Raw genomic sequence first — 18,169 nt, 5'->3', positions numbered from 1 at the left:
GCCGACGGGATTCCGCCGGCGGCACCGGGATCGAGGTCAGCAGGGGCCGTTGTCGGTCCAGACGCCCTGGCTGTTGGTCCCCGGGACGTCGCCCTGGGTCCACCACCGCGCGGTCCACCGGTGCCCGCCGTGGGACACCACCGCACCACCGGAGTACGCCGTGCCGGCAGCCCAGGCCGGCGCGGTGCAGGTCCCGCCGGTGGGCGTCGGCGAGGGCGTGCCGGTGGGCGTCGGGGAGGCGGTGGGCGTCGGGGAGCCGGCGCAGGCGCCCTGGTCGGCCCAGACCGCCGCGCTGCCCGGCGTCTCGCCCTGGGTCCACCACTTCGCGGTCCAGGTGCGCCCGGCGTACGACACGGTCGCCCCACCGGAGTACGCGGTGGCCGCCGACCAGGCCGGCGCGGTGCAGGTGCCCCCGCCGGGCGGGGTGGAGCCGGTCGGGCTCGGCGACGGGCTGACCACCTCGCCACCGCGCGCCCGGTCCGCGGCCAGCGCGTACGTCTGGCCGCCGAACGCGAGCGTGAAGTTGGCCGGGCCGGAGATCGGGAGCTGGTAGTTGAGCGTCACCTCGGCGTACGCCCCGGGCGCGATGGCGGCCGGCACGGTGAGGCGTACCCGGTTGTGGTCGCCCTTCAGGCCACCCACGTTGCTGCCGGTGTGGCCGGTGGAGACCGTGGTGAGCGCCCAGCCGGACTGCTGGCTGAGCGTGGCCGGGGTGGTGGTCGGGTAGTCGAACTCCAGTTGCGCGCCGGCCGGGATCGGCGCGCCGGTGTTGTTGGTCAGCCGCAGCTCGGGGTTGATCGGGTAGTTGTTGTCGCCGAGCGCGAAGCCGCCCATGTCGACCGCCACGTCCAGCGTCCGGGTGGGCATGGTGATGCCCGCCTTGCGGGCGCCGTACGCCGGTGCGGTCTTCAGCTTGTCGTAGAGCAGCGTGGTGAGCGTGTCGCCCATGCCGTACCGGCCCTTGGCGGCGTCGTAGCCGTAGTCGCCGGCCAGTTCCCAGATCATCACGCCGCCGATGCCCTTGGCGGCCACGTAGTCGGCCTTGGCGGCGAGCGACTGGTCGTCCTCGGTGGAGAGGAAGACCTTCTTGTCGGCGTTCCACAGCCAGGGCGCGGCCAGCGCGGCCGAGTAGTTGCGGGTGTAGCTGCCGCTGATCCGGTCGGCCGGGTCGGTGGCCGGGGTGAGGCCGTACCCGGTCAGGTAGTCGCCGGTGATGCCGGCCTGGAGGTTCTTCGCGTGCCACATCGGGTTGGCGCCGCCGGGCACCTCGTTGCCGGCGGCGTCGAGGTCGTGCCAGAGGTTGTCGATGCCGACCGCGCCGTTGCCGCAGGGGGTGGTGGAGCCGATCGAGCCGCCGGTGCCGGCCGGGCACTTCGTCTGGTCGGGCAGCGCGGCCCGCCCCCACAGCCCGTTGGTGCCGCCGGTGACGCCCTGCCAGCCCCGGGTGTAGTAGGGCACGCCGATGTTCACCCGGCCGCTGGGCAGCGCGCCCCGGAAGTAGTGGTACGCCCAGTCGGTGTTCAGGTAGCCGATGCCGGAGTACGCGCCGTACACGCCGCCGGCGGCCAGCTCGGCGTCGTCGCCGTTGTCGTGGAGCGCCGCGTTCGGCCCGACGAAGTGGTTCCACGCGCCGTGCAGGTTGTAGGACATCGCGTTGACGTAGTCGAGGTACTGCAACGCCTGGTAGGACTCCATGCCGCGCAGCAGCCAGCCGGACGCGGGCGCGGCCACGGTGAGCAGGTAGTGCCGGCCGTCGGTGGCGGCGGCCCGGTCGAGCTTCTCCCGCAGCGTGCGCATCAGCACCTGGTACGAGGCGTTGAGGCCGGCCCGCTTGGCGTCGGCCTGGGCGAAGTCGAGCGGGTTGCCGGCCTTGTTGTTCGAGGTGGGGTACTCGTAGTCGATGTCCACCCCGTCGAAGCCGTACGTGCGCAGGAACGTCACCACCGAGTCGGCGAACGTGGTGATGCCGGCGGTGTTGACCGTGTTGGTGCCGGTGGTGGTCATCCGGTAGAAGCCGCCGGAGTCGAGCCGGTTGCCGCTGTCGTCGATGAAGCCGCCGGTCTCGGCCCAGCCGCCGACGCTGATCAGCGTGCGGACGTTCGGGTGCTGCTTCTTGTACTTGTTGAGCAGGTTGAAGTGGCCGGTGTAGGGCAGGGCCGGGTCCATCTCGGCGCCGGCCACGCCGGGCCAGGTCATGTTCGTGGCCGGGTTGTTCGCGGCGGCCGGGTTGCCGACGGAGATCTTGTTGGTGCCGTCGACGTGCGCGAACGCGTAGTTGATGTGGGTGACCTTCTGCCACGGGATCTGGTTGACCAGGTAGGCCGGGGCGCCGTTGCGGCCGGTCCGCCAACTGGTGAAGTAGCCGATGATCCGGCGGGTGTGGTCCGCGCCCATCTTCTCCCGGCCGGCGGTGTCGTAGACGGTGCAGTAGGGCACCGACACCCCGGGCGTGCGGTAGAGCCCGTCGGGCCGGCACGCCTCGTCGTCGGCGACGGCCGACCGGGCGTCCGGGGCGGCCACCACCACCGCCATGGCCGCGGTCAGCAGACCGGCGGCGCCGGCCGACAGCCAGCGGCTGAGTCGTCTCGCCAACACGTGCACCTCCTACATTTAACAAACTTAACTGTTAAGGTTGCTAAATGTATACCGGCGTCGATGCGCCGGGACAAGAGGCGGATTTTCAGTCGAGCTGGTCGACCGGCCGGGCCCAGCCGCCGAGCCGCGCCGGCAGCGGCAGGGCGTTCCAGGGCACCCGGCGCAGCAGCCGGTCCAGCAGCAGCCCGAGCAGCAACCCGGCGACCGAGTCGGTGAGCCAGTGCCAGCCCAGGTAGACGGTGGTGCAGAAGACCACCGTCGGGGGCACCACCCGGACCACGGTGACCAGCCCGGCCGGCACGACGCGGCCGACCGTGCGCAGCAGCGGCACCAGCAGCAGGGCGAGCACGCCGTACCAGACGATCGCGTTCGCCACGTGCCCCGACGGGTACGACTGGGCGAAGCGCACCGGCAACTCGTGCTGGAACAGCGGCAGCGTCTGCTCGGGCGGAAGGAACGGCTCCTTGACGCTGGCGCTCGGCGCCGGGCGGGCCGTCCACACCTTCAACGGGCCGATGGTGAAGAACGTCAGCACGAACGCGGTCACCGGCGGCAGCACCGCCCGCACCGAGCGCACCCGCCACGCCAGCAGCACGCCCAGCCCGGCCGCCAGCAGCGTCAGCGGGGTGCCCTGGCCGAGCAGGTTGAACGCCATCGCCACCCACCGGGCGGCGGTCGGCCGGTGCGCGGCCGACCAGTCGGCGACCGCCCGGTCCAGCCCGAACAGGTGCCCGGCGGCGAGCGCCACGGTCAGCGCCACCAGCGCGGCGAGCAGCAGCCCGTCGCACCACCAACCGGCCGGTCGGACGGGCCGCAGCCGCAGGTCGCGGCGTACCCCTGAGGTCTGGCGCACGCGACCACGCTACCGGCCGGCGACGGCGGCCGGGCATCGGCGGTTGTGTGCCGAACCACGAAGGGAAGCGCTCCGCCGGGTCAGCGGTCACACTGGTTGCCGTGCGGATCACCTCGGCCCTCGTCGACCCGGCGCTGCTCGACCTCCCCTGGTCGACCCCGCTGGAGCAGTGGCCTGCCGAGCACCTGGTGGCGCTGCCCCAGGGCATCTCCCGGCACATCGTGCGGTTCGTCCGGCTCGGCGGCTTCGTCTACGCGGTGAAGGAGACCGGCGAGCGGGTCGCCGAACGCGAGTACGACCTGCTGCGGGCGCTGGAGCGGATCGACTTCCCGTCGGTCGAGGCGATCGCGATCGTGGCCGACCGGCAGACCGACGACGGCGAGCCGCTCGACCCGGTGCTGATCACCCGGCACCTCCAGTTCTCGCTGCCCTACCGCGCGCTGTTCTCCAACACGCTGCGCCCGGAGACGATGAACCGGCTGCTCGACGCGCTCGCCGCGCTGATCGTGCGGATGCACCTGACCGGGTTCTTCTGGGGCGACTGCTCGCTGTCGAACACGCTGTTCCGCCGGGACGCGGGCGCGTTCGCCGCCTACCTGGTCGACGCCGAGACCGGGGCGCTGCACCCGTCGCTCTCCAACGGCCAGCGCGGCGAGGACCTGGAGATCGCCCGGGTCAACATCTTCGGCGAGGCGCTCGACCTCCAGGCCGCCGGCCTGCTGCACGAGTCGATCGACCCGGAGGTGGTCTGCGAGGAGGTCGTCCGGCGCTACGAGCGGCTCTGGCACGAGATCACCTACGAGCAGCAGGTCGAGCGCGCCGCCCGGCACGACATCGAGGGCCGCATCCGCCGCCTCAACGAGCTGGGCTTCGACGTGGCCGAGGTGGCGCTGTCGACCGTCGACAACGGGCGCTACCTGGTACGGCCCAAGGTGGTCGACGCCGGCTACCACACCCGCCGGCTGCTGCGGCTCACCGGCCTGGACGCCGAGGAGAACCAGGCCCGCAAGCTCCTCAACGACCTGGACGCCTACCGGGTGGAGAGCGACCTGACCGACGAGCAGCAGGCGGCGCACCGCTGGCTCACCGAGGTCTTCGAGCCGGTGGTCCGGGCGGTGCCGGCGCACCTGCGGCGCAAGCTGGAGCCGCAGGAGCTGTTCGCCCAGATCATCGAGCACAAGTGGCTGCTCTCCGAACAGGCCGGCCGGGACGTCGGGATGCGCCGGGCCGTCCACTCCTACCTGGCCGACGTGCTGGTGCACCGCCCGGACGAGCAGGCCGTGCTGGGCGTCGAGGTCCCCACCCCGACGCCCTGACTACCGTCGACGACGCGAGCGCTCGAACTCGGCGACGTCCGACACCCAGGGGCCGTGCCGGTCGAGTGCGGCGTAGCCGCCACGGACGAAGGCGCTCACCAGCTCCCGGTACCCGCCGATGCCGTCGACCAGGCGGTACTCGACCCGGTACTGCGGATCCGAGCCGACCTCCCCGGGCCGCACGGTGGTGATCCGGGCGATGGAGTCCGCGTAGAAGTGCAACTGGATCCCCTCGCCCATCTCCTCGTCCTCGATGGTGAACACCTCGTTGTCCCCGGCGGAGCGGTCGGCGACGAACTGCCAGAACTCGGCGGAGGCGGTACGCGTACCGTCCCGTCGCCACGTCTTCTCGCCACCCTTGTCGTCGGTGAACGACAGGGCCGTCTTTCCCGCGCCCTCGTCGGGCGCGGCGTCGCCGTCCTCCACCGGGGCGTTCCGCGACCGGGCCGCGGCCTCCGAACACATCAGGAAGCTGACCGTACGCACCGCGTCATCGGCGAGCCCGGGATGTGCGCGGCGCACCGCGGCCTCGACCGTCGCCGCCATCGCATCCCAGTCGCGCTTGTCCGTGCCCCGGTTCCCCCGCCGCGGGTCGAGGCCGATCCGCATCCCCGCGCACGCCTGCTCGGCGGTCGCGATCACGTGCATGACCTGCGGCAGCAGCGCCGGGTCGACGGCCTCGGGCAGCCGTCGGGGAATCGTCGCGCCGTGCAGGTACTGGCCGGTGTACCGCAGGACCCCCGCGTCGAGCGGCCCGAGGACGACTCCGCGTTCGGCGCGACGCCGGTTCGCGTGATGCTCCTGAGCGCGCCTCTCGTTCGGCGCCTCCGTCGCCGCGCGCATCGCCTCGCAGACCCGACCGCGCTCCAGGAGACCGAGGTCGGCACCGTGGGCGACGAGCCGGCTCCGTTCCCACGGGATGCGCCGGAACAGCGCGTCGACGTCCCCGGGCGGGGCGAGCAGGACCGGGTCCAGGAGCGCGACGGCGGCGTCCGCGTCGAGCCGACCCCGGGTCCCGGCGGCGTCGCACAGTGGAAGGACCGCGCTCCAGAGCAGCAGGTGCCGGGCCAGGTCGTCCCGGATCACCGTGAGATGGGCCTCGGAGATCGGGAACGTGAACGTGCGGGGCTCGTGGTTGGCGTCGGCCCCGGCGCCGAGCATGAGCCTCAGCTCGCCGTCCTCGTGGACCACGCTCGGGATCCAGCCGCCACGCGCGAAGACGATGTCTGGCGTGGACTCGTTCACGCCCACCGGGCACATTCGGCGTCCAGTCGTGGCTCGGTACGCACCCAGACCTCGCCCTCGCGGGCCCCGGCCGGGGCGTCGACGCGTTCGAGACCGAGGAATGCGATCAACTGGAGCAGTTCGGCCCGCTCGGCCCGGTCGTCGTCGAGATCCTGCGACTCGAAGAAGACGTGGTACCTGTCGGTCGGGTCGACGATGCCGGAATCCGCCCAGATCCGGCCGACCTCGCCGATCGCCGCCGCCTCCGTGGCGAACATGGCGGCGCGGGCGGCGCCGCGGGTCTCCGGTGACGCGTCGAGGTCGGCGGGGTCGGGGAGCCACTGCCCGAAGTAGTCGAGGCCGGCGTATCCGTTCTCGAAGAACAGCATGGCGCTCGGCAGGTAGCGGTTGCCCCGGTCGACCAGGAGGTGCGCCGAGCGGGGTGGGTCCGCGTCCGCGAAGCGGGAGATCGCCCCCCGCCGGGGCATGAGCACCAGCCGCTGCCCCGCCGCCTTGTCCCTGATCGTGTAGGTGTCGGCCTCGCGACCCCGGAAGAACGCGGAGAACGCCTCGTACGCCTCCTGCGGGTCATCCACCGAGACGGGTTGGTCGTTGCCGTCTCCGGCCGCGAAGACGAACTGCTTCGGTCCGGGATGGTACGGGCGGGCCATCTGTGTCCTCGCTCAGTCGGGACAACTCCACCGGCGTGGCGGAGCAGATCCCGATCATAGGTGTGCGGCGCGTGCCGGCCCGCCGGGCGACCGGCCGCCTACCGCACCCACTCGCCGGCGCGCATCACCCGCACCACGTTCAGGTCGTCGTCCAGCACCACCAGGTCGGCGCGCAGCCCGGCCCGGAGCGCGCCCACCCGGTCGCCCAGCCCGAGCGCGCGGGCCGGGGTGGTGGCGGCCATCCGGACCGCGTCGGGCAGCGTGACGCCCGCGCCGACCGCGTGCCGCAGCGCGGCGTCCATGGTGAGCGTGCTACCGGCAATGGCGCCGTCCCGGCTGAGCCGGGCCTCGCCGCCGGTCACGGTGACCGCCTGGCCGCCCAGCTCGTACTCGCCGTCGGGCATGCCGGCGGCGGCCATCGCGTCGGTGATCAGGGCGGCCCGCTCCGGGCCGGCCACCGAGCTGGCGAAGCCGAGCATGCCGTCGTGCAGGTGCACGCCGTCGGCGACCAGCTCGCAGACCACGTTCGGGGCCTCCAGCAGCGCCACCACCGGGCCGGGCTCACGGTGGTGCACCGGGCGCATCCCGTTGAACAGGTGGGTGCCGACACTCGCGCCGGCGGCCACCGCCGCGCGGGTCTGCGCCCAGGTGGCGTCCGTGTGCCCGACGGCCGCCACCACGCCGTTCGCCACCAGCAGCTCGATCGCCTCGGTGGCCCCGTCCCGCTCCGGCGCGATCGTGACCATCCGCACCGCGCCGCCGCCCAGCTCGATCAGCTCGGTCAGCTCGGCGGTGGACGGGTCGCGGAGGAACTCCGGGTTCTGCGCGCCGCAGCGGTCCGCCGACAGGTAGGGGCCCTCGAAGTGCAGGCCGGCGAGCACGCCCGCCTCGACCAGCGGCCGGAACGCGGCGGTGGCGTCGCGCATCAGCGCGAACGGGGAGCTGACCAGGCTGGCCAGCAGCGTGGTCGTGCCGTGGTCGAGGTGGAACGCGGCGGCCTGCCGGGCCGACTCCGGGTCGCCGGTGGTGAACGTGTGCCCGCCGCCGCCGTGGGTGTGCATGTCCACGAAGCCGGGCACGATCCAGTGCCCGTCGCGTACCGAGGGGTAGTCGGCGACCGCGGTGATCCGGTCGTCCCGGACCTCCACGCAGCCCTGCCGGATGACCCCGGTCGGGGTCACCACCTTGCCGGTCACACGCCGGGTCATCGACTCTCCTTCGACAGGGTGTCCAGGGCCAGCAGGGCGGCGCCGAGGCAACCGGCCTCGTCGCCGAGCGCCGCCGCGACCAGGCGCGGCTCGCGGTGGAACGTCAACCGCTCGCGCAGCGCGTCGCGCAGCGGGTCGAACAGCCGGGGACCGGCCTGGGCCAGCCCACCGCCGATCACCACGGTCGCCACGTCGTACAACGCCTGCCCGGTGGCGAGGCCGTCGGCGAGCGCCTCGACCGCCTCCCGCCAGACCGTGCCGGCGAGCGGGTCACCGGACGCCGCCCGGTCGACCACCTCGGCGGCGGTCGCCGGCGCGCCGGCCAACTCGGTGTAGCGGCGGCCGATCGCCGAGGCCGAGGCCACCGCCTCCAGGCAGCCGACCCGACCGCAGCCGCAGCGCGGGCCGTCGGGGCGTACCAGGATGTGGCCGATCTCCCCGGCGGCGCCGTGCGCGCCGGCGGCGGCCGACCCGTCGACCACGTGCGCGGCGGCGATGCCGGTGCCGATCGCCACGAAGAGCACGTGACCGGCGTCCCGGCCGGCGCCGAGGCGAGCCTCGGCCAGGCCGCCGACCCGCACGTCGTGGCCGAGCGCCGCGGGCAGGCGCAGGCGGGTGGCCGCCAGGTCCCGCAGCGGTACGTCCCGGAAGCCCACGTTCGCCGACCAGACCGCCACGCCCCGGGCCTCGTCGACCACGCCCGGCACGGCGATGCCGCAGGCCACCGGCGTGAACCCGTCGGCGCGGGCCTTGTCGGCCAGCCCTTCGGCCACGTCGAGGATGGTGCCGACCACGGCGTCCGGCCCGCGCTGCGCGGCGGTGGCGTGCCGCTCGGTGTGCACGGTCGCGCCGTCCGGCCGGACCAGGGCGCACTTCATCCCGGTGCCGCCCACGTCCAGCGCGACGACGACCTCGTCGCGCGCCCTCACGCCGTCTGCCAGCCGGGCATGCGCTCGCGGCCCTCGCTGCGCTCGGTGCGTTCGCTCATGCCGTGCCGGTCGGGCATGCGCTCGCGGCCCTCGCTGCGCTCGGTGCGTTCGCTCATGCCAGAACCACGGACCGGGTCAGGTGGCGGGGCGCGTCCGGGTCGAGGCCGCGGCTGGTGGCCAGCGCCACGGCGAACCGTTGGGCCAGGATCAGGTCGGCCATCGGGTCGACCGGGTTGCGGCCGGCCGCCCAGCTCGTCAGCACCGTGCGGCAGCCGTGCGTACGGCTGTGCACGAACGCCGCGCCGGTGGCCGCCACGTCCTCGGCCAGCCCGTCCGGGATGCCGCCGAACGCCCAGACCAGCCGGCCCGGGGCGCCGATCGAGATGGGGCCGTGGCGGTAGTCCATTGCGGGGTACGCCTCGGCCCAGAACGTGGCCGCCTCGCGGCACTTCAGCGCGGCCTCCTGGGCCAGCCCGACCGTCCAGCCGCGACCGAGGAACGTGACCTGTTCGATGCGGGCCGGGTCGATCGGCAGCGGCGCCCGGATGGCCACCTCGGCGTCGGCGGCCAGCCGGCCGAGGTCCTCGCCGAGGTGGGCGCGGAGCAGCGCGAGCGCGGTGGTGGCGAAGCGGGTCTGCACCACCGAACGCTCGTCGGCGAAGGGCAGCGCGCCGGTGGCGTCGGCAAGCGACACGGCTGGTGAGGCCGGGTCGCCCACCAGGACCGTGGTGGGGATCCGCCCGCGCAGCGCGGCGAGCAGGTCGAGCACCTCGGTGGTGGTGCCGGAGCGGGTGATCGCGATGAGCCGGTCGTAGCGCCGGCCGGTGGGGAACTCGCTGGCCTGGAACGCGTCGGTCTCGCCCTGACCGGCCTGCTCGCGCAGGCCCGCGTACGCCGCGGCCATGAACCACGACGTGCCGCAGCCGACCACGGCGACCCGCTCGCCGGAGCGCGGCAGGTGGTCGGCGACTGTCGGCGCGAGCCGGGCCGCCTCGCGCCAGCAGTCGGGCTGGCTCGCGATCTCCGCGTGCACGTACGGCATGACAACTCCTCGCCGGGGGAGACCTTGCGCAATACGGCGCGATAGGGCCTTCTTTCGCGCGCCATTCTGCGCGAAGTGGGGCGGGCGTGGCAACCGTCTCCTCATTCGCGCAGGCCAGGGTTTTGCGCAGACGTAGTTTCGCGCACTACTGTGCACGCAACCAATCACCGTACGTGCACAGTCAGGGGAGGGCCCCGCGGTGGACCGCTACGCGCGTTGGAACGCACTGCTCGAGATGTTGACCGACAGCGGCCGGGTCAGCGTCGAGGAGGCGGCCGAGCGGCTGGCGGTCTCCCAGGCCACCATCCGGCGGGACTTCGACCAGCTCGCCCAGCAGCAGATGATCACCCGGACCCGGGGTGGCGCGGTCGCCAACGGCGTCTCGTACGACCTGCCGCTGCGCTACAAGACCGCCAAGCACTCGGCGGAGAAGCAGCGGATCGGGGCCGCCGCCGCCGCGCTGGTCTCCCCGGGCACGGTGGTCGGCCTGAACGGCGGCACCACCAGCACCGAGGTGGCCCGCGCGTTGGCCGTCCGCCCGGATCTGAACACCAGCGCCGAGGGCGCCCAGCTCACCGTGGTCACCAACGCGCTGAACATCGCCAACGAGCTGCTGGTGCGCTCGCGGATGAAGGTGGTGGTGGCCGGCGGCGTGGTCCGGCCGAAGTCGTTCGAGCTGGTCGGCCCGCTGGGCGGGGCGCTGCTGCGCGAGGTCACGCTCGACGTCGCGCTGCTCGGCGTGGACGCGATCGACCCGCAGCTCGGCGCCGCCGCACACCACGAGGGCGAGGCGGCCATGAACAGCCTGATGGTGGCCCGGGCCAAGCGGGTCGTGGTGATCGCCGACTCGTCGAAGCTGGGCGGGCACGCGTTCGCCCGGATCTGCCCGGTGGACCGGGTGGAGACGCTGGTGACCGACTCCGGCGCGGCCCCGGACGTGGTGCAGGCGTTCCGCGACGCCGGCGTGCACGTCGTCTGCGCCTGAGGGTTAAGGCCGGGCCCCCTCTTAACGCCTCCGGTAGAGGCGGCTTCCCCGCCTGACACGCTGATCCTGCATACCGGGTATTGCCTTCCGGTGCATACCGCGTATGGTGTCGCTGTCACCTACATCGGGGGAGGTCAGCTGTGTCGGCTGTCCTGGAGATCGAGGGTCTCCGTAAGACGTACCGGAGCCGGAAACGCGGGGTCCGCCACGCGCTCGACGGCTTCGACATGCGGGTCGAGGCCGGCCAGGTGCACGGCTTCCTCGGCCCGAACGGTTCCGGCAAGACCACCACGCTGCGTACGCTGCTCGGGTTGATCCGGCCCAACGGCGGCCGGATGGCCATCCTCGGCCAGGAGCTGCCGCGGTCGCTGCCGGCGGTCGCCGGTCAGGTCGGCGCCATCGTGGAGAGCCCGCAGTTCTTCCCGCACTTCTCCGCGCGGGACACGCTGAGCCTGCTCGCCCAGGCCGGCGAGCTGCCGAAGCGGCGAGTCGACGAGGTGCTGGAGCTGGTCGGCCTGCGCGACCGGGCCGGCGAGCGGGTGAAGACCTACTCGCTCGGCATGAAGCAGCGGCTCGCCGTGGCGTCCGCGCTGCTCAAGGACCCGAAGCTGCTGATCCTGGACGAGCCGGCCAACGGCCTGGACCCGGGCGGCATCCGGGAGATGCGCCGGCTCATGCGGGAGCTGGCCGAATCCGGCATGACCGTGGTGCTCTCCAGCCACATCCTCGGCGAGATCCAGCTCATCTGCGACTCGGTCACCATCATCTCGCTCGGCCGGCGGGTCGCCTTCGGGCCGGTCGAGCAGGTGCTCGCCGCGCACTCCCAGGGCGCCGTGCGGGTACGCCTGGAGGCGGTCGCCGACCTGCCCCGGGCCGAGGAGACGCTGACCCGGTCCGGGATCCGCGTCGCCGCCGAGGCCGACCACCTGATGCTGTCCGGCGTGGACAAGCCGGCAGTGGTCAGCCGGCTCCTCGCCGAGCAGGACCTGTACGTCAGCGAGCTCACCCCGGTCGCGGTCGACCTGGAGAGCGTCTTCCTCGAACTGACCGCCACCGCGCCGGTCCCCGGCCAGAACCGTCAGGTCGATCAGTCCGCCAAGGTCGACCAGACCGGCACCGCAGGAGGTTGGGGCGCATGAGCCTGTTCGTCACCGAGCTGCGCCGGCTCACCAAGCGCCGGGTCACCCGCCTGCTGCTCGTCCTGCTGGTGGTCGGGCTCGCCACCGTGGCCACCGCGTTCAGCTTCTCCAGTCACAAGCTCTCGCCCGAGGTGGTGGCCGCCGCGCAGGCCGACTCCGCCGCGCAGTACCGCAAGTCGGTCGAGGAGTGGAAGCGCAGCGTCACCGAGTGCGAGGCCGCCCAGGCCCGCGGCGAGCAGACCGAGGAGCGCTACGGCCCGAACTGCGGCAAGGACTACCAGCCGCAGCCGGAGATGTTCGACCCGAAGTGGAACCTGCCCTACCAGTTCGACTTCCGGGCCGAGTTCCCCACGTTCATCGCCGTGTTCGCCGGCGCGGTGGGGCTCTTCGCGTTCATCGTCGGGGCCTCCTTCGTGGGCGCCGAGTGGAACACCGGCGGGATGATGAACCTGCTGCTCTGGCGGCCGAAACGGCTCGCCGTGCTGGGCACCAAGCTGGCCGCGCTGCTCACCACCGTGCTCGGGCTGAGCGTCGTGCTCGGCGCGTTGTGGACGGCCGTGTTCTGGCTGATCGGCACCCAGCGGGGCACCACCGCGAAGATGACCGCCGGGGTGTGGCGCTCGATCGGGCTGGACGGGCTGCGCGCCGTGGCGCTGATCCTGGTCGTCGGCGCGGTCGCGTTCGCGCTCGCCTCGCTGGGTCGGCACACCGCGATGGCGTTGGGCGCGGCGGTGGCGCTGTTCGCGGTCAGCGAGGTCGGCATCCGGATCGCGGTCGGCGTGCTGTCGGTGCCGTTCGGCGACCGCTACGTGCTCTCCACGTACGCCCAGTCGTGGTTCATGAAGCAGGCGGAGCTGTTCGACTACGACACCTGCGAGTTCGCCCGGGGCGCCTGCGAGCCGGCGAAGTACGTGGTCACCTGGCAGCAGTCGGCGGTGGTGTTCGGCATCGGCGTCGTGGTGGCCCTGGTCGCCGCGTTCTGGACGATGCGTCGGCGGGACGTCGCCTGACGTTCTCCGCGCCGCCGGCCGGACGCCGGCGGCGCGGACCGCGCGGGACGATGCGGCCGGGGACGGCCCTGGCTACGCTGGGGTCTCCCCGGCCGGCGCGTCTTCCGCGCCGGTCAGTCGCCGTCGGAGAGGAGCACCATGTCCGCCGACGCCACGGACCGGACCGCCGCCGGGCGGTCCGACCCACCACCACCCGTCGGGAGTACGCGGGCGGCGCCCGGCGCCGCCGTCCCCCCGCCCCGCACCGCGCCCCCCGCCGAGTCGGTACCGCCGACCGAGTCCGTGCCGCCGACCGGGCCCGCGCCGTCGGTGGAGCCCGAGCCCGCGCCGTCGGTGGAGCCCGAGCCCGCGCCGTCGGTGGAGCCCGAGCCCGCGCCGTCGGTGGAGAGCGCGCCCTCGGTGGAGAGCATGGGGCTCACTGAGCGGGAGCTGCGGATCCTCGCCTTCGAGTCACGGTGGTGGAAGCACGCCGGCGCCAAGGAGCAGGCCATCCGGGACACGTTCGGCCTCTCCGCGACCCGCTACTACCAGCTTCTCAACGGGCTGCTGGATCATCCCGCCGCGCTGGCGGCCGAGCCGGTGCTGATCGGCCGGCTGCGCCGGCTCCGCTCGTCGCGGGCCCGCAACCGGCGGCGTTGACCGGCCTCACTTCTCGTACGAGCGCAGCCCGTTGCCGATGGCGAAGAACGTCGGCGCCCACTCGCCGATGAAGATGCCCCAGCGGTCCGCCCGGTCCACGCCGGCGCGTTCCAGGCTCTTGGACAGGAACCAGCTCGTGAATGAGAGTCCGATGCTGACGAACCCGGCGAGATAGGCGTGTTCCGCCCGGATTCCCGACTCGTGCAACCGCTCCAACATGGTGATCCCCCTGTCCCCGGTCCGATCGGTCGCTCCCGACGCTACCGCCAGCACCGGCCCGATGACGGAGAGTTGCCGGGATGCGTCGCATGGCCGTGCGAGGGCCGGGTAAGGCGGCGGGCGGCGACGGAGGGAGTGGGGCGATGGGAGCACCGGACCGCCGGTACGCGACCGGCAGCGGGACGGCCCGGCCGGTCGGTGAGGCACCGATGATGCGGGTGCGTTCCGTGTCCGACCCGGCCCCGGGGCGGCCGGAGAACGAGGACGTGGTCTTCCGGTTCGGCCCGCTCGTCGGCGTCCTCGACGGGGCCACCGTGCCGGACGGCTTCGACACCGGCTGCGTGCACGGCCCGGCGTGGTACGTCCGGCACCTGGCCGCCCGGATCGGCCTGGCGGTCGCGGCCCGCCCCGCGGCCACGCTGATGAGCAGCCTGGCGGCGGCGATCCTGGCGGTGCGGGCGGATCACGGCAACACCTGCGACCTGGACCATCCCGGCACCCCGTCGTCCACCGTCTGCCTGCTGCGCTGCGGTGGTGACCAGGTCGACTACCTGGTCCTCTGCGACAGTCCGCTGGTGCTCGACACCGGCGGCGGCATCGACGTGGTCACCGACGACCGGCTGGCGAACGCGCTGGCCGACCTGCGTCGGACCGCCGCCGCGCTGCCCGACGGTGGGGTCGACCCGGCGACCCGGTTCCGGCGCGCGGTGACGGTGCAGCGCACCCGGATGAACCGCAGTCACGGCTACTGGGCGGCGGCCGGCGACCCGGACGCGGCGTACCACGCGGTGACCGGGACGGTGCCGCTGCGCGGGCCGAACGCGCTGCGCCGGGCGGTGCTGCTCAGTGACGGCGCGTCGTGCGCGGTCGAGCAGTTCGGCCTCTTCGACTGGGCCGGCCTCCTGGAGGTGGTGACCGTGGAAGGGCCGGAAGGGCTGGTCGACCGGGTCCGGGCGGCCGAGCGGGACCACCCGGACCGGCTGCGCCGCCGGAAGCGGTCCGACGACGCCACGGTGGCGCTCTGTGAGTTCGGGCCCCTGAGGTGAGCACGCTCACGCCGGAAGAACCGGTCGGATGACAACGGAGCGTGAGGCGGAACACCCCGGGGGTACGACCGGTCGACCCGCTCCGCCGTACCGGCAATGAGTCGGCAAAGGGGTGGACGTGCGCCGGAACGGCCGGCAGACTCCGGCTGGTGACGGGTGCGGTACGGCTGGAGCCGGTGGACGAGCGGAACCTGGAACCGTTGCTCTCCGTAGCGGCGGCGGAGGCGGAACCGGAGGACGTCATGCCTCCGGTGGACGCCCCGGCCGGCTGGTCGCTGGCCCGCCGGGACGCGTTCCGGGAGTTCCACCGCGCCAGCTTCGGCGGCCTGGACGGCCCGACCCGCACCCTGATGTACGCGATCGTGTCCGGCGGCGAGGTGGTCGGCATGGTGCGGATGACCCGTCGGGACGAGCCGGGGACGGTGGAGACCGGCATGTGGTTGGGCCGGTCGGCGCGCGGGCGCGGGCTGGGTGCCGCCGCGCTGCGGGAGCTGCTGCACGCCGCCGCGGCGGCCGGCATGCGCACGGTCGTCGCCGATACGACGCCGGATAATGCCGGGGCTATTTCCGTCCTTCGTAAATGCGGCGCGGAATTGCACGAAGAAGGCGGAAAGCTGTCCGCTCGAATGTGTCTGGATTCGGCCCTCCCGACCCACTGAGGCCGTTGCTTGCCGCGCGACAACGTTCGCGCGTACTCCCTGCTCCTTCGCGTTTCGATGCGAAGTTTCGCCCTTTTTAGGCAGCGCTTCCAGTTCGCCGAAGAAATGTTTTGTGAATGGCATGGCGGGTACTGCCCGCCGGGTCCGCTGATGCGGGACACCGGCCGCAGGCCCCCTTTCTGCTGATCCTCGGCAGCTTTTTTTCCGGGCCTGCTCCACGCATGAGGTGTCCCTCCGCCGGGGAGCGAAGGAGAACTGATGAAGAGCGGAGCTCGGATCGCCCTGGCGGTCGGTTTCGGATATGTCATCGGCCGGCGCAGGAAGCTGCGGACGGCCCTCACCCTGGCCGCCGCCGTGGCCGCCGGCCGGGCCAGCCAGAATCCCGGCGGTCTCAAGCAGATGGCCACCGGCCTGCTCGGGTCGAACCCGCAACTGGCCAACCTCTCCCGGCTCGGCGCGCCGCTGGTCACCGCCGGCCGGGCCGCCGCGACCGCCGCCGCCGGCAGCGGCATCGACGCGGTCAGCGGCCGGCTGCGTGGCAGCGCCGACTCGTTGCGCCGTCGTTCCGCCGGGTCCGGCGAGCAGTCCGCGGACGGCCGGCGGTCGGCGCCCGACGAGGAGCCGGAACTGGACGAGCAGCCCGGGGCCGACGACGAGGCCGACTACGACGAGCAGCCGGCCCCCGCGCGCCGGCGACGGGGGCGGTGACCATGCCCCCCGCCGGACTCACCGACCGGGCCCGCGACCAGATCGGCGGCGAGCTGCGCAACCTCGCCTCCGCGATCGGCGAGCGCGCCGTGCAGGTGGTGACCGAGCGGGTCACCGGCGCCACCGGGCGACTCAGCGAGTACGCGAAGCAGGGCGGCGGCCCCGGCCTGGTCGCCGCGGCCACCGGCGCGCAGAAGCTCGCCGACGGCCACTCCCCGCTGAAGGCCATGTTCCATGCCGGCCTGGCCGGCGGTAAGGAGAAGCTGATGTCGGCGTTCGGCGGCGGCAAGGGTGGCAAGGGCGGCGGCAAGAAGCTCAAGGTCACCAACATCGTGGAGACCATCGAGGTCGGCGTGCCGGTCCGGGTCGCGTACAACCAGTGGACCACGTTCGGCGACTTCCCGAGCTTCATGAAGAAGGTCGAGCAGGCCGACAACGACGAGGACGAGAAGATGACCTGGAAGGCGCAGGTCCTCTGGTCGCACCGCACCTGGGAGTCGACGATCGTCCGGCAGATCCCGGACCGGCTCGTCCACTGGCGGTCCAAGGGCGAGAAGGGCTCGGTCGACGGCACGGTCAGCTTCCACGAGGTCGCCCCGGAACTGACCCGCATCCTGGTCGTCCTGGAGTACCACCCGCAGGGCCTCTTCGAGCACACCGGCAACCTGTGGCGCGCGCAGGGCCGCCGGGTCCGGCTGGAGCTGAAGCACTTCGTCCGGCACGTGATGACCGAGACCATGCTCGACCCGGACTCGGTCATGGGCTGGCGCGGCGAGATCCAGGACTCCCAGGTGGTCAAGGATCACGAGACCGCGCTCCGTGAGGAGCAGGAGGGCGGCCCGCAGCCGGAGCCGGGCCGTGACGAGGAGCCCGCCGAGCGTGGCCGCCGCCGTCCGCCGCAGCGCCGCCGCCCGGTCGAGGAGGAGGAGTACGACGACTACGACGCCGGCGACGACTTCGACGACGAGGAGTACGACGAGGAGCCGGTGGAGGAGCAGCCGCCGCCGCGCCGCCGTCAGCCGGAGCGGGCCCGCCGCCCGCAGCGCGAGGAGCGGGAACCGCGGGAGGAACGGGCCCGGCGTGCTCCCGAGGCACCTCGCCGGCCGGTTGTCAGGCGTCGCCGTGAGGAGCGTGGCGAATGAGCGTGGCGACGGTCGACCAGCCGGGCAGCGCGCTGGAACGCACTGCCGGCGGCGGCGCGGGGGGCGCGCTCGCCGACGTGGTGGAGACCGCTCCTCCCCACCGACTGACCACCCCCGCCCCCACCCTGCCCCCGCTCGCGTCCATGAGGGAGACCTTGGTACGAAAGGGCCCCTATGAGGGCCGATTTCTACCAAGATCCCGGACCGCGGTCAGTCGGACGACAGGTCCGGGCGGTGCTCCTTGACCCACTTCTCGACGTCTGTCTTCCGCCAGATCTGGCCCATCTTGAGCACCTGGTACGGGGCGGGAAAGTCGCGCCGGGAGGCGATCACCGACGCGCGGGCACGCGAGACGCCACCGAGCATGTCTCGGATCTCAGCGATCCCCACGAACTCCACCACGCCTTGACGGTAGGTATCGCCGATTGTCTGATAATCGTTAACAGCGATCGGGGTTGACGATCGCTAACAACGTGAGCACGATCGGGGGATGACCGCGCAGCGTGCTTCCTCCGTACCCGATCGCAGTCGCCGGGCCGTGCGGCCGCACGTGCCGATCCGACCGCTCTGGCTCTGCCGGGTGTGCGCGGCCCCTTGGCCGTGCCCGCCGGCCCGCCTGTTGCTGCTGATGGACTACCGGCGTGACCGGGTCACGCTGTCGGTCCACCTGGCCGGCCGCCTCTTCGACGCCACCGCCGACCTGCTGAAACTCAACCCCGACGGAGTGCCGGCGTCGAAGGACCTCTTCGACCGCTTCCTCGGGTGGATCAATCGTGGGCGGTGA

The 18,169-nt window shown here is 73.0% G+C and carries 19 protein-coding genes; 10 read left to right on the top strand and 9 right to left on the bottom strand.

Annotated features, from left to right (window positions below):
- Nucleotides 1-36 precede the first annotated feature (36 nt).
- A complete protein-coding gene (locus tag ACZ6O5_RS06055) occupies nucleotides 37-2,595 on the bottom strand; it encodes a glycosyl hydrolase family 18 protein (protein WP_465974751.1) in 2,559 nt (852 codons plus the stop codon).
- Nucleotides 2,596-2,680: 85 nt separating this feature from the next.
- On the bottom strand, nucleotides 2,681-3,418 hold the full coding sequence (locus ACZ6O5_RS06050; protein ID WP_465975038.1) for a phosphatase PAP2 family protein: 738 nt from the start codon (nucleotides 3,416-3,418) through the stop codon (nucleotides 2,681-2,683).
- 77 nt (nucleotides 3,419-3,495) lie between these two features.
- Here ACZ6O5_RS06050 and ACZ6O5_RS06045 point away from each other — a divergent pair, with 77 nt between their 5' ends.
- Entirely contained in the window at nucleotides 3,496-4,764 is a 1,269-nt protein-coding gene (locus ACZ6O5_RS06045) for a DUF4032 domain-containing protein (RefSeq protein ID WP_465974749.1), read from the top strand.
- Here the strand turns inward: ACZ6O5_RS06045 and ACZ6O5_RS06040 are convergent, their stop codons facing one another.
- The 5 genes from ACZ6O5_RS06040 to ACZ6O5_RS06020 all read right to left on the bottom strand — a co-directional run bounded on the left by ACZ6O5_RS06040 (nucleotide 4,765) and on the right by ACZ6O5_RS06020 (nucleotide 9,838).
- A complete protein-coding gene (locus ACZ6O5_RS06040; RefSeq protein WP_465974747.1) occupies nucleotides 4,765-6,015 on the bottom strand; it encodes a DUF6357 family protein in 1,251 nt (416 codons plus the stop codon). It abuts the gene before it with no gap.
- Complete coding sequence (locus ACZ6O5_RS06035; protein ID WP_465974745.1) at nucleotides 6,006-6,659, bottom strand: hypothetical protein; 654 nt, start codon at nucleotides 6,657-6,659, stop codon at nucleotides 6,006-6,008. The genes ACZ6O5_RS06040 and ACZ6O5_RS06035 overlap by 10 nt, the downstream gene beginning before the upstream one ends.
- A 98-nt stretch (nucleotides 6,660-6,757) precedes the next feature.
- Complete coding sequence (gene nagA / locus ACZ6O5_RS06030; RefSeq protein WP_465974743.1) at nucleotides 6,758-7,867, bottom strand: N-acetylglucosamine-6-phosphate deacetylase; 1,110 nt, start codon at nucleotides 7,865-7,867, stop codon at nucleotides 6,758-6,760.
- Nucleotides 7,864-8,796, bottom strand: a complete 933-nt coding sequence (locus tag ACZ6O5_RS06025; protein ID WP_465974741.1) for an ROK family protein — start codon at nucleotides 8,794-8,796, stop codon at nucleotides 7,864-7,866. Before ACZ6O5_RS06025 ends, nagA begins: the two co-directional genes overlap by 4 nt.
- A 112-nt stretch (nucleotides 8,797-8,908) precedes the next feature.
- Nucleotides 8,909-9,838, bottom strand: coding sequence for an SIS domain-containing protein (locus ACZ6O5_RS06020; protein WP_465974740.1), 930 nt, complete (start codon nucleotides 9,836-9,838; stop codon nucleotides 8,909-8,911).
- A gap of 199 nt (nucleotides 9,839-10,037) precedes the next feature.
- Here ACZ6O5_RS06020 and ACZ6O5_RS06015 point away from each other — a divergent pair, with 199 nt between their 5' ends.
- From ACZ6O5_RS06015 to ACZ6O5_RS06000, 4 genes are all read left to right on the top strand, one after another.
- Entirely contained in the window at nucleotides 10,038-10,823 is a 786-nt protein-coding gene (locus tag ACZ6O5_RS06015) for a DeoR/GlpR family DNA-binding transcription regulator (protein ID WP_107161380.1), read from the top strand.
- Nucleotides 10,824-10,963: 140 nt separating this feature from the next.
- Nucleotides 10,964-11,962 (top strand): ATP-binding cassette domain-containing protein, encoded by a 999-nt coding sequence (locus ACZ6O5_RS06010; RefSeq protein WP_405091449.1) that lies wholly within the window; start codon nucleotides 10,964-10,966, stop codon nucleotides 11,960-11,962.
- Nucleotides 11,959-12,972 carry an ABC transporter permease subunit gene (locus tag ACZ6O5_RS06005; protein WP_465974737.1) on the top strand — a complete coding sequence of 338 codons (1,014 nt, stop codon included), beginning with the start codon at nucleotides 11,959-11,961 and terminating at the stop codon, nucleotides 12,970-12,972. Before ACZ6O5_RS06010 ends, ACZ6O5_RS06005 begins: the two co-directional genes overlap by 4 nt.
- 138 nt (nucleotides 12,973-13,110) lie before the next feature.
- On the top strand, nucleotides 13,111-13,611 hold the full coding sequence (locus tag ACZ6O5_RS06000; RefSeq protein WP_465974735.1) for a DUF3263 domain-containing protein: 501 nt from the start codon (nucleotides 13,111-13,113) through the stop codon (nucleotides 13,609-13,611).
- A gap of 6 nt (nucleotides 13,612-13,617) precedes the next feature.
- Here the strand turns inward: ACZ6O5_RS06000 and ACZ6O5_RS05995 are convergent, their stop codons facing one another.
- Nucleotides 13,618-13,830, bottom strand: coding sequence for a hypothetical protein (locus tag ACZ6O5_RS05995; protein ID WP_091069881.1), 213 nt, complete (start codon nucleotides 13,828-13,830; stop codon nucleotides 13,618-13,620).
- Nucleotides 13,831-13,973: 143 nt separating this feature from the next.
- Between ACZ6O5_RS05995 and ACZ6O5_RS05990 the strand changes: the two genes are divergently transcribed.
- The 4 genes from ACZ6O5_RS05990 (at nucleotide 13,974) to ACZ6O5_RS05975 (ending at nucleotide 17,385) form a co-directional block, all read left to right on the top strand.
- Nucleotides 13,974-14,876 carry a hypothetical protein gene (locus ACZ6O5_RS05990; RefSeq protein ID WP_465974733.1) on the top strand — a complete coding sequence of 301 codons (903 nt, stop codon included), beginning with the start codon at nucleotides 13,974-13,976 and terminating at the stop codon, nucleotides 14,874-14,876.
- A 149-nt stretch (nucleotides 14,877-15,025) separates the two neighbouring features.
- Nucleotides 15,026-15,535: a GNAT family N-acetyltransferase gene (locus ACZ6O5_RS05985; protein ID WP_465974731.1), complete on the top strand. Its 510-nt coding sequence runs from the start codon at nucleotides 15,026-15,028 to the stop codon at nucleotides 15,533-15,535.
- Between the two features lie 258 nt (nucleotides 15,536-15,793).
- A complete protein-coding gene (locus ACZ6O5_RS05980) occupies nucleotides 15,794-16,243 on the top strand; it encodes a hypothetical protein (RefSeq protein ID WP_465974729.1) in 450 nt (149 codons plus the stop codon).
- 2 nt (nucleotides 16,244-16,245) lie between these two features.
- On the top strand, nucleotides 16,246-17,385 hold the full coding sequence (locus ACZ6O5_RS05975; RefSeq protein WP_465974727.1) for an SRPBCC family protein: 1,140 nt from the start codon (nucleotides 16,246-16,248) through the stop codon (nucleotides 17,383-17,385).
- 210 nt (nucleotides 17,386-17,595) lie between these two features.
- Here the strand turns inward: ACZ6O5_RS05975 and ACZ6O5_RS05970 are convergent, their stop codons facing one another.
- Complete coding sequence (locus ACZ6O5_RS05970; protein WP_405091435.1) at nucleotides 17,596-17,787, bottom strand: hypothetical protein; 192 nt, start codon at nucleotides 17,785-17,787, stop codon at nucleotides 17,596-17,598.
- Between the two features lie 88 nt (nucleotides 17,788-17,875).
- Here ACZ6O5_RS05970 and ACZ6O5_RS05965 point away from each other — a divergent pair, with 88 nt between their 5' ends.
- Nucleotides 17,876-18,169 (top strand): hypothetical protein, encoded by a 294-nt coding sequence (locus tag ACZ6O5_RS05965; RefSeq protein WP_465974725.1) that lies wholly within the window; start codon nucleotides 17,876-17,878, stop codon nucleotides 18,167-18,169.

The organism is Micromonospora sp. NPDC049201 (assembly GCF_055586805.1).
This window is presented reverse-complemented; position numbering and strand designations above follow the sequence as displayed.